The 13,998-nt window shown below is 69.0% G+C and carries 10 protein-coding genes; 9 read left to right on the top strand and 1 reads right to left on the bottom strand.

Features of this window, described 5'->3' with window-relative positions; genetic code table 11:
• Nucleotides 1–74: 74 nt before the first annotated feature.
• The 6 genes from J2X20_RS03390 to J2X20_RS03365 all read left to right on the top strand — a co-directional run bounded on the left by J2X20_RS03390 (nucleotide 75) and on the right by J2X20_RS03365 (nucleotide 7,635).
• Complete coding sequence (locus J2X20_RS03390) at nucleotides 75–1,127, top strand: LacI family DNA-binding transcriptional regulator (RefSeq protein WP_310260849.1); 1,053 nt, start codon at nucleotides 75–77, stop codon at nucleotides 1,125–1,127.
• Nucleotides 1,128–1,374: 247 nt separating this feature from the next.
• Nucleotides 1,375–3,681 carry a TonB-dependent receptor gene (locus J2X20_RS03385; RefSeq protein WP_310260842.1) on the top strand — a complete coding sequence of 769 codons (2,307 nt, stop codon included), beginning with the start codon at nucleotides 1,375–1,377 and terminating at the stop codon, nucleotides 3,679–3,681.
• Between the two features lie 8 nt (nucleotides 3,682–3,689).
• On the top strand, nucleotides 3,690–4,589 hold the full coding sequence (locus tag J2X20_RS03380) for a PfkB family carbohydrate kinase (RefSeq protein WP_310260839.1): 900 nt from the start codon (nucleotides 3,690–3,692) through the stop codon (nucleotides 4,587–4,589).
• Complete coding sequence (locus tag J2X20_RS03375) at nucleotides 4,586–5,887, top strand: MFS transporter (protein ID WP_310260836.1); 1,302 nt, start codon at nucleotides 4,586–4,588, stop codon at nucleotides 5,885–5,887. Before J2X20_RS03380 ends, J2X20_RS03375 begins: the two co-directional genes overlap by 4 nt.
• Nucleotides 5,884–7,380, top strand: a complete 1,497-nt coding sequence (gtfA, locus tag J2X20_RS03370; protein ID WP_310260833.1) for a sucrose phosphorylase — start codon at nucleotides 5,884–5,886, stop codon at nucleotides 7,378–7,380. Before J2X20_RS03375 ends, gtfA begins: the two co-directional genes overlap by 4 nt.
• Nucleotides 7,381–7,434: 54 nt before the next feature.
• Nucleotides 7,435–7,635 carry a hypothetical protein gene (locus J2X20_RS03365; RefSeq protein ID WP_310260830.1) on the top strand — a complete coding sequence of 67 codons (201 nt, stop codon included), beginning with the start codon at nucleotides 7,435–7,437 and terminating at the stop codon, nucleotides 7,633–7,635.
• Here J2X20_RS03365 and J2X20_RS03360 read toward each other — a convergent pair.
• Nucleotides 7,629–9,260 (bottom strand): sensor histidine kinase, encoded by a 1,632-nt coding sequence (locus J2X20_RS03360; RefSeq protein WP_310260827.1) that lies wholly within the window; start codon nucleotides 9,258–9,260, stop codon nucleotides 7,629–7,631. The genes J2X20_RS03365 and J2X20_RS03360 overlap by 7 nt on opposite strands.
• Before the next feature lie 201 nt (nucleotides 9,261–9,461).
• Between J2X20_RS03360 and J2X20_RS03355 the strand changes: the two genes are divergently transcribed.
• The 3 genes from J2X20_RS03355 to J2X20_RS03345 all read left to right on the top strand — a co-directional run bounded on the left by J2X20_RS03355 (nucleotide 9,462) and on the right by J2X20_RS03345 (nucleotide 13,917).
• Nucleotides 9,462–10,577 carry an ABC transporter substrate-binding protein gene (locus J2X20_RS03355; RefSeq protein ID WP_310260824.1) on the top strand — a complete coding sequence of 372 codons (1,116 nt, stop codon included), beginning with the start codon at nucleotides 9,462–9,464 and terminating at the stop codon, nucleotides 10,575–10,577.
• Nucleotides 10,578–10,644: 67 nt separating this feature from the next.
• On the top strand, nucleotides 10,645–11,433 hold the full coding sequence (locus tag J2X20_RS03350) for an SDR family oxidoreductase (RefSeq protein ID WP_310260821.1): 789 nt from the start codon (nucleotides 10,645–10,647) through the stop codon (nucleotides 11,431–11,433).
• A 123-nt stretch (nucleotides 11,434–11,556) separates the two neighbouring features.
• Nucleotides 11,557–13,917: a penicillin acylase family protein gene (locus J2X20_RS03345; protein ID WP_310260818.1), complete on the top strand. Its 2,361-nt coding sequence runs from the start codon at nucleotides 11,557–11,559 to the stop codon at nucleotides 13,915–13,917.
• The last annotated feature ends 81 nt before the right edge of the window (nucleotides 13,918–13,998 follow it).

The following is a 13,998-nucleotide window of genomic DNA, read 5'->3' as shown; positions in this document are numbered from 1 at the left end:
CGGCGCAAGCCGGCCTTTCCCTTTCTGGGTCACCCTGCTTGTCGATTGCACCCGGCCCTGCGAGGATGCCGCGGATGCCCAAGTCCAAAGACTCCCCCGACGGCAGTGCCGGCGAACAGCGGCGGCTGCAGATGGTCGACATCGCCCGCCTGGCCGGCGTGTCGGTGTCGACCGTGTCGCGGGCCCTGAACGGCAGCGAGCTCGTCAACGCCGAGACCCGCCAGCGCGTGGCCGAGCTGGCGCGCTCGCTGAACTACTCGATCAACTTCGGCGCCCGCAACCTGCGGCTGCAGGAGAACAAGACGGTGGCCGTCGTCGTGCCCTACGACGCCAAGTCCCGCCAGCACATCTCCGATCCCTTCTTCCTGTCCATCGTCGGCTCCATCGCCGATGCGTTGACCGACCGCGGCTACGACATGCTGCTGTCGCGCGTGGACGCCGAGCGCCTGGACCTGGCCTCGCACTGGTTCGACTCCGGCAAGGCCATTGGCGTCATCCTCATCGGGCAGTGGCGCCAGCATGACCAGCTCAACGACATGGCCGCGCGCAAGCTGCCGCTGGTGGTCTGGGGCGGCGAGATGCCCCAGCAGCTGTACTGCAGCGTCGGCGGCGACAACGTGCTGGGCGGCGCCCTGGCCACCCGCCATCTGCTGGCGCTCGGGCGCCGGCGCATTGCCTTCGTCGGCGACGCCCGCCTGCCCGAGGTCTGGCTGCGCCAGCAGGGCTATCAGCAGGCACTGCAACACGCCGGCCTGCAGGCCGACCCGGCGCTGGAGCTGCCGGCGGCCTTCGAGCCTGGCGTGGCGACCGGTGAGCTGCGCGAGTTCTTTGCGGCAAGGCGCGATTTCGACGCCGTCTTCTGCTGCAGCGACGTGCTGGCGCTGCTGTCCATCCAGGCGCTGCGCGCAGCGGGTCGCAGCGTGCCGGGCGACGTGGCCGTCATCGGCTATGACGACATGCCGCTGGCCGCCTACTGCGACCCCCCGCTGACTACGGTGCATCAACCGGTGGCCGAGGCCGGTGCCGAGCTGGTGGAGGCCTTGCTGGGGCAACTGCGCGGCGAGCGCGCCGGGCCGCGCACCCTGCCGGTCTATCTGAAGCTGCGCGAAAGCGCGCCGAACACTTGAGCGACCCGCTCTGAGCGTGCCCGCCCCAGGGGGACGGCGACCCGCTTTTTTTGCCCGCTGCCGATCGTTTCCAAAAAGCGATGTCGTATGTGGCTAGTCGTCATTTAAATACGTGTTTCTACCGAAATGCAATCGATTGCAAAACAAATCGAACCGACGCAGAATGACGGCACGGACCGAGGCTCGACAGGAGCCGGTCCGGTCCGCCCCGCAGAGGGCGCCCGCATACCGACATCCAGGAGACACCATGACCCGCCCACGCCCTAACCACCGTCGCCCGTCCGTCCAGCCGTTGTCCGCTGCCGTGGCTTTCGCGCTGATGAGCGCCGCTGTGCAAGCCCAGCAGGCCGCCGCCACCGAGCCGGCCGATGGCCTCAAGCTCGACGCCGTCGTCGTCACCGGCACGTCGACGGCCAAGTCCAAGATGCGTTCCAGCGTCGCCATCTCGACCATCGAAAGCGAAGGCGTCGCCGCCGTCACCGCCGCGAGTTCGACGGACCTGCTGCGCGGCGTGCCCGGCATCCGCGCCGAGGCCAGCGGTGGTGAATCGAACGCCAACGTCGCCGTGCGCGGCATTCCGGTCTCGGCCGGTGGTGCGCGCTATATCCAGTTCCAGGAAGACGGCCTGCCCGTGCTGCAGTTCGGCGACATCGCCTTCGCCACGCCCGACACCTGGATGCGCGCCGACGCCGGCTTTGAGCGCCTGGAAGTCGTGCGCGGCGGCTCGGCCGCGCTGTTGGCCACCGGCGCGCCGGGCGGCATCATCAACTTCATCGGCAAGACCGGGCTGGAAGAGGGCGGCAGCCTGCAGCTGACCAAGGGCCTGGACTTCGAGCAGACCCGCGTCGACTTCGGTTACGGTGGCCGCTTGGCGCCCAAGACGCGCTTCTTCATCGGCGGTTTCTACCGCGTCGGCGATGGCGGCCGCCAGGGTGCCGATGGCACCGAGAACGGCGGTCAGGTGCGCGGCAACCTGACCTTCGAGCTGCAGGGCAAGAGCTACGTGCGCTTCAGCTTCAAGCATCTGGACGATCACACGCCGACCTTCATGCCGACGCCGGTGAAGTATGTGAACGGCAGCATCCAGGAGATCCCCGGCCTGGATCCCCGCCGCGCCGCCTTCTACGACGTGGCCTGGCCGCTGGACAGCACGCTGACCAAGACCAACGCCCGCGCCACCAGCAATATCCGCGACGGCCTCAGCGCCAGGAGCGATGCCTTCGGCGCCGATCTCGACCTCGATGCCGGCGGCGGCTTCCGGCTGCAGAACAAGTTCTCGTGGAGCCGCAACTCGGGTCGCTTCATCGGCATCTTCCCCGGCGACGACGTGGCTGCGGCGCCGGCCGGCACGACCCTCGCCACCGGCCCCGACGCCGGTGCGGCCTATACGGGGGCGAAGTTCACCGCCGTCGTCTTCAACACCAGGGTCGACAACGCCGGCCTGATGGCCAACGACCTGAAGTTCTCACGCGATTTCGATCTCGGCGGCAAGGCCAGGCTCAGCGCCGTGGCTGGCCTCTACACCTCGGTGCAGCAGCTGGACCTGACGTGGAACTTCAACCAGTACTCGCTGTCGGCCAGCGGGGAGGGTGCCCGCGTGTTGAACGTGCCCGGCATCGTCAATGGCTCTCCCGGCTTCGGTGGCTGCTGCAGCAACACCCAGGACAGCAAGTACACGACCAATGCGCCCTACTTGGTGCTGAACTACGAGGCCGGCCCGCTGTCCGCCGACATTGGCCTGCGCCGCGACAACCAGAAGGCCAGCGGTGCCTACTACCAGTCCAACGCCGGCGTCAGCTACGACCTCAGCAAGCCCAACGCCATCGACTACGACTTTGGTCGCACGTCCTACTCGCTGGGTGGCAACTACGCGCTGAGCAAGGACCTGTCCGTCTTTGCCCGCTACTCCGACGGCGCCGCCTACAACGCCGATCGCATCACCTTCTTCAACAACCCCAACCTCGTCAACGGCAAGAGCCCCACCATCCCGACCAACAAGGTCAGGCAGGCCGAGGCCGGCGTGAAGATCCGCGGCAACGGCATGAGCCTGTTCGCCACGCTCTTCCACGCCAAGACGGACGAGGTCAACGTCGACGTGACGACCAACCCCATCGTCGCAAGGGCCAACAGCTACCGCAGCAACGGCCTGGAACTGGAGGGCTCGGCCCGCTTCGGCGTCGTCAACGTGCTGGGTGGGCTGACGTACACCGACGCGAAGCAGGCCGACGGCCGCGCGCCGAAGCGCCAGGCCAAGGTCGTCTACCAGCTCACGCCGACGGTCAATCTCAACGATGCGCTGACGTTCGGCGTCGGCATCGTCGGCACGACCAAGAGCCTGGACGACGGCCCTACGGGTTCGCTGACCATCACGCTGCCCGCCTACACCGTCGTCAACGCCTTCGCGAGCTACGCGCTCACCGAACGCGCCACGCTCTCGCTGGCGGCCAACAACCTCTTCAACGAGCTGGCCTACACCGAAAGCAACGACGGCCGCGGTGCCGCGCGCGCCTACACGGGTCGCACCGTGAAGGCCTCGCTGCGCTACAGCTTCTGAGCCGGCAGATGATTCCCATCCTCGTTCTCGGCGAGGCCCTCGTGGACGAGTTCCACGACGGTGCCGTCGCCGGTGGGGCGCCGTTCAACGTCGCGCGCTCTCTGGCCGCGCTCGGGGCACCGGTGCGGTTCATCAGCCGCATCGGCGTGGACGACGCGGCCGGCCGCCTCGTGCTGGACAGCGCCGCTCGCTTCGGCCTCGCCGTCGACGGCATCCAGCGCGACGCGGCCCGCGCCACCGGCCGCGTCAGCGTACATGAGGACGTGGGTGGCAGTCATCGCTTTGAAATCCATGCCGACGCGGCCTGGGACCACCTCGAAGCCCCTGCAGCCGACGACGCCGGCATCGTCTACTTCGGCAGCCTGGCTCAGCGTCACGTGGTGTCGCGTGCCGCCATCCGCGCCGCGGTCAAGCGCGTGAGACGGCCTTCAGGCCCGAGCCTGCTCGACCTCAACCTGCGCCCCGGCACCGACACGTCCGAGCTGGCGGCTGAAGCGCTGATGCTGGCCGACTGGGTCAAGCTCAACGAGGACGAACTGGGCTGCCTGCTGGCCTGGTTCGAGCCCACGCTGCCGGCGCTGATGGCGCGCTTCGCGCTGCAGGGCCTGGTGCTGACGCGCGGCGCCGCCGGCTACTCGCTGCACGGCGAGCAGGGCCGCCTGCTGGCGACGGGGGAGGGCGTGGCCCAGCCGGACTTCGTCGACAGCGTCGGCGCGGGCGATGGCTTCACGGCCCTGCTGCTGGCCGGCCTGTCGCTGGGCCGCGACCTGGGGGCGACCCTGCAACTGGGCAATCGCTACGCCGCGATGATCTGCGGCGTACGCGGTCCGCTGCCCACCGACCCGGCGGCGCTGACCCCCTGGCGCGAGGCCTTGCACGCGCTACCCGCAGAGGACGCGCAGCCATGAACAAGCCCCACCTGTCGATCGCCCAGATCGTCAACATGAATGTCGGCTTCCTCGGCATCCAGTTCAGCTTCGGCCTGCAGCAGGCGAATATGAGCCCGATCTACCAGATGCTGGGCGCCGACGGCAAAAGCCTGCCCTATCTCTGGCTGGCCGGGCCCATCACCGGCCTGCTCGTGCAGCCGCTGATCGGCGCGCTGAGCGATCGCACCACGCACCGTCTCGGCCGGCGCACGCCTTACTTTCTCATCGGTGCGCTGATCTGTTCGCTGGGCCTGCTGGCCATGCCCTTCAGCCCCGCGCTGTGGTTCGCGGCCGGGCTGCTGTGGATCCTGGACGCGGCCAACAACGTGACGATGGAGCCCTATCGCGCCTATGTCAGCGACCGGCTGCGCGAGGAGCAGCACGCCAGCGGCTTCCTCACGCAGGCCTCCTTCACGGGCCTGGCGCAGACGCTGGCCTACCTCACGCCCAGCCTGCTCGTGGCCTTCGGCATGAACAAGGACGCGCTGGGCGCCAACGGCATCCCGGTCGTCACGATCTTGGCCTTCGTCATCGGCGCGCTGCTGTCGTTCACGACGGTCTGGTGGTCCATCCACAAGGTGCCCGAGCTGCCATTGCCGGCCGAGGAGATGGCGCGGCTGCGCGCGCTGCCGCATGGCTTGGGCCCCGCGCTGGCCGAGATCTGGGCCGCCTTGCGCGAGATGCCGCCCACGATGCGGCGGCTGTGGTGGATGGCGCTGTTCCAGTGGTACGGCATGATGTGCTACTGGATCTACATCGTGCCCACGCTGGCCGCCACGGTCTTCGGCACCGACGATCCGCACAGTGCGGGCTTTCGCGACGCGGCCCTGCTGAACGGCCAGGTCGGCGGCTTCTACAACGCCGTCGCCTTCGTCGCCGCCTTCGCGATGATGCCGTTCACCCGGCGCCTGGGCGCGAAATGGGTGCACGCCTTTGCGCTGGCCTGTGCGGCCGCCGGCATGTGGGTCTTGCCCGGCATCCACGACCCGGCCTGGCTGTTCCTGCCCATGGTCGGCATCGGCCTGGCCTGGGGTTCCATCATGGGCAACCCCTATGTGCTGCTGGCCGGCAGCATCCCGCCCGAGCGCGCCGGCGTCTACATGGGCATCTTCAACATGTTCATCGTCATCCCCATGCTGATCCAGGCGGTGACGCTGCCCCTGTTCTACGACAGCCTGCTGGCGGGCCGGCCCGAGAACGTCATCTGCCTCGCCGGCGTGCTGCTGGCCGTCGCCGCGGCCTGCGTGCTAGCCGTCAAGAGTCCCAAGCTTTCATGAAGAACCAAGTCCAGCTCATCACCTATGTCGACCGCCTGGGCGGCCAGCGCGACGGCGCCGACCTGCGCCGGCTGAAGCAACTGCTCAGCGATCCGTCGTCCCCGCTGGCCGGCGTCTTTGGCGGCGTGCACCTGCTGCCCTTCTTCCATGCCATCGACGGCGCGGACGCGGGCTTCGATCCTATCGACCACACCCAGGTCGACCCGCGCCTGGGCAACTGGGGCGACGTCAAGGCGCTGACCGAGAGCCTGGACGTGATGGCCGACGTCATCGTCAACCACATGTCCAGCGAGTCGCCGCAATTCCAGGACTACGCCGAGAAGGGCGAGGCCTCGGCTTATGCGGGCCTGTTCCTGACCCTGGACGCCGTCTTCCCGCACGGCGCCCGCGAGCGCGACCTGCTGGCCATCTACCGCCCGCGCCCCGGCCTGCCGCTGGCCCCGGTGACGCTGAAGACCGGCGAGCGCCGCATGCTGTGGACGACCTTCACCGCCGCGCAGATCGACATCGCCGTGCGCCATCCCCAGGGCCGCGCCTATCTCAGCGGCATCCTGCGAACCTTCGCCGACAACGGCATCCGCATGGTCAGGCTGGACGCCGTCGGCTACGCCATCAAGAAGGCAGGCGAGAACTGCTTCATGATGGCCGAGACCTTCGACTTCATCGGTGAATTTGCCGGCGAGGCGAAGGCGCTGGGCATCGAGGTGCTGGTCGAGATCCACGCCTATCACCAGCGCCAGATCGAGATCGCGTCCAAGGTCGACTGGGTCTACGACTTCGCGCTGCCGCCGCTGGTGCTGCATGCCTTCAACTTCCGCACTGCCGCCGCGCTGAAGCGCTGGATAGGCATCCGGCCGACCAATGCGCTGACCGTGCTCGACACCCATGACGGCATCGGCATCATCGACATCGGCGCCGACACCGGCGACCGCCAGGCCCACCCCGGCCTGGTGCCGCCCGAGGAGCTGGACGCCCTGGTCGAGCGCATCCACGACGCCAGCCAGGGTGAGAGCCGGCGTGCGACGGGGGCCGCCGCCAGCAACCTCGACCTCTACCAGGTCAATTGCAGCTTCTTCGACGCGATGGGCCGCGACGAGACCGCCTATCTGCTGGCCCGCGCCATCCAGTTCTTCCTGCCGGGCGTGCCCCAGGTCTACTACGTCGGGCTGCTCGCGGGCCACAACGACATGGCGCTGCTGTCACGCACCCAGGTCGGCCGCGACATCAACCGCCACTTCTACGGCGCGGACGAAATCGCCACCGAGTGCGAGCGCCCCGTGGTGCGCCGCCTCATCGAGCTGATCCGGCTGCGCAACCGCCATCCCGCCTTCGGTGGCAGCTTCCGGCTGCTGGCCAGCGGCGACGAGGAACTCAGCCTGCGCTGGGAGCGGGCCGGCGAATGGGCCGTACTGCGCGTGAACTTCGCCAGCCTGGCCCATGAGCTGAGCTACAGCGCGGCGGGGGGGGAAGGCGAACGCTTCGCCTTCAGTTGAGCGTCAGCCTTGCCGCACACAATCACGCCAGTTCAACGAAACCGGAGTGACGGTATGTGGAAGATGGTGGTGGGTTTTGCCGTGTTTGCCGCGCTGGCGCTTTTCATCCTGATGAAGGGCGGCGGCAATATCGACATGGGCGGCGAGAAGCATGATGTGACGGCCGGCGCCCATGAGCCGGCGGCGTCGGCCGCATCAGCCGCCGTGGCCGCCGTCGACGCGCCCTCGGCGCCTGCCTCGGCCGCGTCTCAGTGAGTTTCTGAAGCCGTGCCGCTGACGCGTTGAGGCGCCAGCAGCGGCAGCTTCATCAGCATCTGCGTGCCCTGGCCGGGCGAGGAACGCACCTCGATCTGGCCGCCCAGCACATTGGTCACGATGCTGTGCACGATGTGCATGCCCAGGCCCGAGCCGCCGGTGCCGAGCTTGGTCGTGAAGAAGGGGTCGAAGATGCGCCGGCGCACGGACTCGTCCATGCCGCGGCCGTCGTCGGTGACGCTGAGCTCGACCTGCTGATCGTCCAGCGGCGCGCAATAGACCTTGACGTGCCCGCGCTCCACCCCCTCGAACCCGTGCAGCAGCGCATTCATCAGCAGATTGGTCAGCACCTGGCCCAGGGCGCCGGGGTAGCTGTTCATCATCAGGCCATGGCGCAGGTCGGTGTCGATGACGAAGGGCGTGTGCTTGAAGCTGGGCTCCACCATGACCATCACGTCCTCGACGACCTTGGCGAGGTCGAAGTCGCGTCTGAGGTCGGCGGTCTGGTCGATGGCGACTTGCTTGAAGTCGCGCACCAGGTCGGCGGCCTTCTGCACATTGCGCTGCAGGATGTCCTGGCCGCGCCGCGTGTCGCGCGCCAGCTCCTCCAGCGTGCTGCGGCGCATCTGCACGCTGCCCGACAGCATGGCCTCGAGCTGCTTGTAGCGGTCGTCCAGGGCCGACACGACGGTCAGCGCGTTGCCCAGGGGCGTGTTCAGCTCGTGCGCCACGCCGGCCACCAGCCGGCCCAGCGAGGCCAGCTTCTCTGATTCGACCAGTTCGCGCTGGGCCTTCTGCAGCGTCTCGAGTGCCTCGGACAGCTCGGCATTGCTGGTCGTCAGCTCGGCGGTGCGCTGGGCGACGGTCTCCTCGAGGTTGAGGTTGTGCTGGCGCAGGGCCTCGAAAGCCGACAGCAGGGCCTGGCGCATGCGCTCCATGGCCACGCCGACGCGGGCGATCTCGTCGGCGCCGCCCACGCGCAAAGGCTGGTCCAGCCGTCCGGCCGCCAGCGCCTCGGCCGCGCCGGTCAGCTCGGTCATGGGACGCATCACATAGCGCTGCAGCACCCACAGCATCAGCACCAGCGACAGGGTCAGTGTCAGCACGCTGCGCCAGACCGTGCGCCAGACCTCGGCCTGCTTGGTCTGCAGCAGCGGGGCTGCGCTCATCTTGACGGTCAGCTTGGCGATCTCGCGGCCGTCGCGCTGGATGGGGCGGGTCTGGCTCAGCACCAGGTCGGCGTCTGGGGCATCACCGGCACGCTGTTGCGACAAGAAGGGCGCCGACGAGGCCGGCTCGACGACCTGCACCGACACGAAGCGCGGGTCGTCCATCTGGGCCTTGACCATGGGGTCGGCCAGGTCGGGCGACACCTGCCAGACCGGCTCGGCCAGCGACAGGGCCATGACCTCGGTGGCGCGTGCGAGGTCGCGCTTGAGGTCTTCCATTGCGGTCGCGCGGGTCTTCTGCCCGTCGTAGAGCAGCACGGCCGTCGTTGGCAGCAGCAGGCCCAGCAGCAGGGCCAGCACGACGGCGAAGGTCAGGGAATTGCGCTGCCAGCCGAACGCCGGAGCGGGCGTGCGGGGCAGGGCGATGGGCGGTGGCGGCAGGGGGCTTTCCGACATGGGCGGATGGTGCCGGCGGGCGCAGGAAGGGCGCCAGGGCGGCCAGAGTGTAGGCCGGGCAAAAGCGGTCGAAATGCGCATTCGGGCCCGGTGAGGCCCGGGTTTTTCCTGGGGCAGGGGGGCTGCTGGGGGCAGGGGGGCTGGCCGCACAATCCGCGGCCATAAACGCGCCGCTGTCGGCGCTTGGCCTGGAGAAAAACAGTGAAGCGTTGGGTTGGCCTGGCGGCATTGTTCGCTGCTTGCATCGGAACTAACGGCGCGCTCGCGCAGAGCACGCTGCGCATCGGCATGGTGGCCGGCTTTACCGGCCCTGTCGCTGGCATCGTGCAGGAGAGCGCCGAGGGCGCGAAGCTGTATTTCGACTCGATCAACGCCCAGGGCGGCATCAAGGGCCAGACCATCGAGCTGATCACCCAGGACGACAAATACGACCCTGCGACCGCCGTGGCCGCCGCCAAGTCCCTGGCAGCCCAAGGCGTGCTGGCGCTGATGCTCAGCCGCGGCACCGGCCCGACCGAGGCCCTGTTGCCGGTACTGAAGGAAAACAAGCTGCCGCTGATTGCGCCCGCCACCGGTGCCGCCAGCCTGCGCGACCCCGTGCAGCCCTGGGTCTACCACCTGCGCGCCAGCTACCAGAAGGAGGCCGAGCGCGCCGTCAAGCACCTGGCCGGCATCGGTGTCAAGCGCATCACCATCGTGCAGGTCAACGACCCCTTCGGCAACGACGCCGGCAAGGGCGCCATCAAGGGCCTGGACGACATCAAGCTGCGCGCCCTGTCCAATCTGCGCTTCGATCGCAACAAGCCCGATCTCGCGCCGGTGATGCAGTCCATCGCCAAGGCCGGCATCGAGGCCGTGGTGCTGATCGGACCGGCCTATGCCGTTGTCGAGGGCGTGCAGGCGCTGCGCGCGGCCGGCTCGACGGCCCATGTGGCGACCCTGTCCAACAATGCCTCCAGCGACTTCGTCAAGCAGTTGGGCGAGAACGCCCGCGGCATCGTCGTGACCCAGCTCTTCCCCTATGAGCGCTCCACGGCCAATCCGCTGGTGCGTGAGGCCCTGGGCCTGGCCAAGTCGGCCGGCCGCAGCGAACTGACGCCGGCCCAGCTGGAAGGCTTTGCCGCTGCCAAGCTGGTCGTCGAGACCATCAAGCGCGCCAACGGCAAGGACATCGGCCGCGAGGCCTTCGCCAAGGCCCTTGAGGGCGCGCGCGTCGACCTCGGCGGCCTGCAGGTGCACTACACCGACAAGGACCACAACGGCCTGGAGTTCACCGACGTGTCCATCGTCGGGCCTGACGGCAAGTTCTGGCGTTAGGCCCGGAGCGCAGCGACGGCTCCCGGCCGCGCGATGATGCGGTCTTTCGCGGTGTCGGGAGACTGAGATGGATCTGGGTTTGAAGGGTCACTGGGCCCTGGTCTGCGCGGCGAGCAAGGGCCTGGGGCGCGGCTGTGCCGAGGCCCTGGTGGGCGAGGGTGTCAACGTCGTCATCACGGCGCGCGGCGAGGCCGATCTGCTGGTCACGGCCGATGCGTTGCGGGCGCTCAATCCTGACGTCGAGGTGCGGGCGGTTGCCGGCGACATCGCCACGCCCGAGGGCCGCGCCGCAGCCGTGGCGGCCTGCCCGCGCATCGACATCCTCATCAACAACGCCGGCGGTCCGCCGCCCGGGGATTTTCGCGACTGGGGCCGCGAGCAGTGGATCGCGGCGCTGGACGCCAACATGCTGGCGCCCATCGAGCTGATCAAGGCCACGGTCGATGCCATGGCGTCGCGCGGCTTTGGCCGCATCGTCAACATCACCTCGGGTGCGGTGAAGGCGCCCATCGACGTGCTCGGCCTGTCCAACGGTGCGCGCTCGGGCCTGACCGGCTTCGTTGCGGGGCTCGCGCGCCAGCCGCGGCTGGCGGGGGCCAATGTGACGATCAACAACCTGCTGCCGGGCGCCTTTGACACCGACCGGCTCAAGAAGACCCTGGCCGCCGGCGCCGCCAAGGCCGGGCAGTCGGTCGACGAGGTCGCCGCCAGGCGGCGCTCGACCATCCCGGCCCAGCGCTTCGGCACGGCCGCCGAGTTCGGCGCCATCTGCGCCATGCTGTGCAGCGCCCAGGCGGGCTATCTGACCGGCCAGAACATCCTGCTGGACGGCGGCAACTACCCGGGGACATTCTGATGAACTTGCGGGACAGACCGCAGCGCCGCAGGCGCCAGCTCTGTCCCCAACTGATTTTCACTTGCGGGACAGACCGCAGCGCCGCAGGCGCCAGCTCTGTCCCCAACTGATCAAAGGGTATTCATGAAGTGGCTCAAGCGCATCCTCATCGGCCTGCTGGCCCTCGTCCTGCTGCTTGCTTTGGCGATCTGGCTGACGCTGCGCAGCAGCCTGGCCCAGCTCGATGGGGAGCGCGCCGTGCCCGCCCTCAGCGCGCCCACCGAGCTGCAACGAGATGCCCGCGGCTACCTGACCATCACGGCCGAGAGCCGCCTGGACGTGGCCCGGGCGCTGGGCTTTGTCCACGCCCAGGAGCGCTTCTTCCAGATGGACCTGATGCGCCGCAACGCCGCCGGCGAGCTGTCAGCCCTGGTCGGGGCCAAGGCCCTGCCATTGGACAAATCGCGTCGTCTGCATCGCTTCCGCCATCGCGCTGAAGCAGGCATCGCGGCCCTGCCGGCCGACGAGCGGGCCTTGCTGGATGCCTATGTGAGCGGCGTGAACGCAGGGTTGGCCGGCCTGTCGGCGCGGCCACCCGAATACCTGCTGCTGCGCCAGCAACCCCAGCCCTGGGTGGCGGCCGATACCGTCCTGGTCGCCTACGGCATGTATCTCGACCTGCAGGGCTCGCAGGGGCGGGACGACGTCGCGACCGGTCTGCTGCGCGAGGCCGTCCCCGAGGACTGGTATGCCTTCCTGACCCAGCACAGCGCCGACTGGCAGGCCGCCATGGACGACAGCCGCATGACGGTAGTGCCGCTACCCGCCGGCCCCTCGCCCGCCACCCTGCGGGCCGTCAAGACGGCCTGCAGCGACTGCAGCCTGCGTGATGCGCGCGACATCGGCAGCAACAACTTCGCCGTCGCGGCCGCGCATGGTGCCGCCGGCCGGGCCATCCTGGCCGATGACATGCACCTGGGCCTGCGCTCGCCCGGCACCTGGTTCAAGGCGCGCATGAAATGGAAGGACACGGCCGGCAGCCACGACGTGGCCGGCGTGACCCTGCCCGGGGCGCCGCTGCTGGTAGTCGGCAGCAATGGCCATGTGGCCTGGGGCTTCACCAACACGACCTCGGACTGGGCCGACGTCGTGGCTCTGAAGCTCAATGCGGCCGGCACGCACTACCTGGCGGGCGGCGTCGAGAAGCCGCTGCAGCGCGCCGTCGAGCGCATCGAGATTGCCGGCGAGCCTGCGGTCGACCATGTGGTGCTGGAAAGCGAATGGGGGCCCGTCATGCCCCAGAAGGCGCCCAGCGGCCAGGCCTATGTGCTGCGCTGGGTGGCCCATGACCGCGAGGGCATGAATCTGCGCCTCATGCATATGGAGACGGCCGGCAATGTCGACGAGGCCGTGCAGCTGGCCGCGGGCGCCGGCATGCCGGCCCAGAACCTGCTGGTCGCCGACGCCGGCGGGCGCATCGCCTGGACCGTCATCGGCGCCATGCCCAGGCGTGTGGGCGTCGAAGACATGGACCGCCCGCAGGACTGGAGCGATGGCCGTTCGCGCTGGCAGGGCTATCTCGGCGCGGCCGAGCAGCCGCGCATCGTCGACCCGGCCGACGGGCGCCTGTGGACAGCCAATTCGCGCATGGTGGGCGGCGACGCGATGAAGCTGGTTGGCAATGGCGGCTGGGATCTCGGCGCCCGCGCCCAGCAGATCCGCGACGGCCTGCGCGCCCAGGACAAGTTCGACGAGGCCGGCCTGCACGCCATCCAGCTCGACCACCGGGCGCTCTTCCACCAGCGCTGGCGCCAACTGCTGCAGCAGCAGGTGTTGACGCCCGACTTCGTCGCGGCCAACGGCCTGGCGGACTACCGCGCCGAGGTCGACAAGAGTGCCGACGCGGCCCGGCCCGATGCGGTCGGCTATCTGCTGGTGCGTTCCTTCCGCCTGCAAGCCTTGAAGAGCCTCTTCGACCCCTTGGCCGGCCTGCTGGAGGCTCAAGGGCTCAAGCTGTCCGACCTCAAGCTGGTGCCCGAGACGCCCGGCTGGGCCCTGATCCAGGCCGCACGGCCCGACACCCTTCCGGCCGCTTTCAAGAGCTGGCCCGAGCTGCTGCAGCGCGCCGTGCTGGACAGCCGCAAGGAGCTGGTCGACAAATACGGCAGCCTGGCCGCGGCCACCTGGGGTGCCGACAACACCACCAGCATGCGCCACCCGCTCAGTCTGGCCGTGCCGGCACTGGCCGGCTGGCTGGACCAGGCGTCGCAAGGCATGGCGGGCGACAGCCATATGCCGCGGGTGCACAACCACGGCCATGGCCAGAGCGAGCGCATGGTGGTCTCGCCCGGCCATGAGGAGAGCGGCATCCTCGTCATCCCGGGCGGCCAGAGCGGCCATCCGATGTCACCCTTCTACCGCGGCGACCATGCCGCTTGGCTGGCCGGCGAGGCCCTGCCTTTCCTGCCGGGCGAGACGGTGCACCGCCTGGTGTTGCGCCCCTGATCCAGGCGACCCCGTTCCAGCGGAATGGGGACGCCGCGGGCGCCGGGCGCTGTGCACAATCCTGGGCTTACGACAACGACG

The sequence above is a fragment of the Roseateles saccharophilus genome, assembly GCF_031458095.1.
Lineage (GTDB): Bacteria > Pseudomonadota > Gammaproteobacteria > Burkholderiales > Burkholderiaceae_C > Pelomonas > Pelomonas saccharophila_A.
The sequence above is the reverse complement of the archived record's forward strand: the minus strand, read 5'-3'. Positions and strand labels throughout refer to the sequence as shown.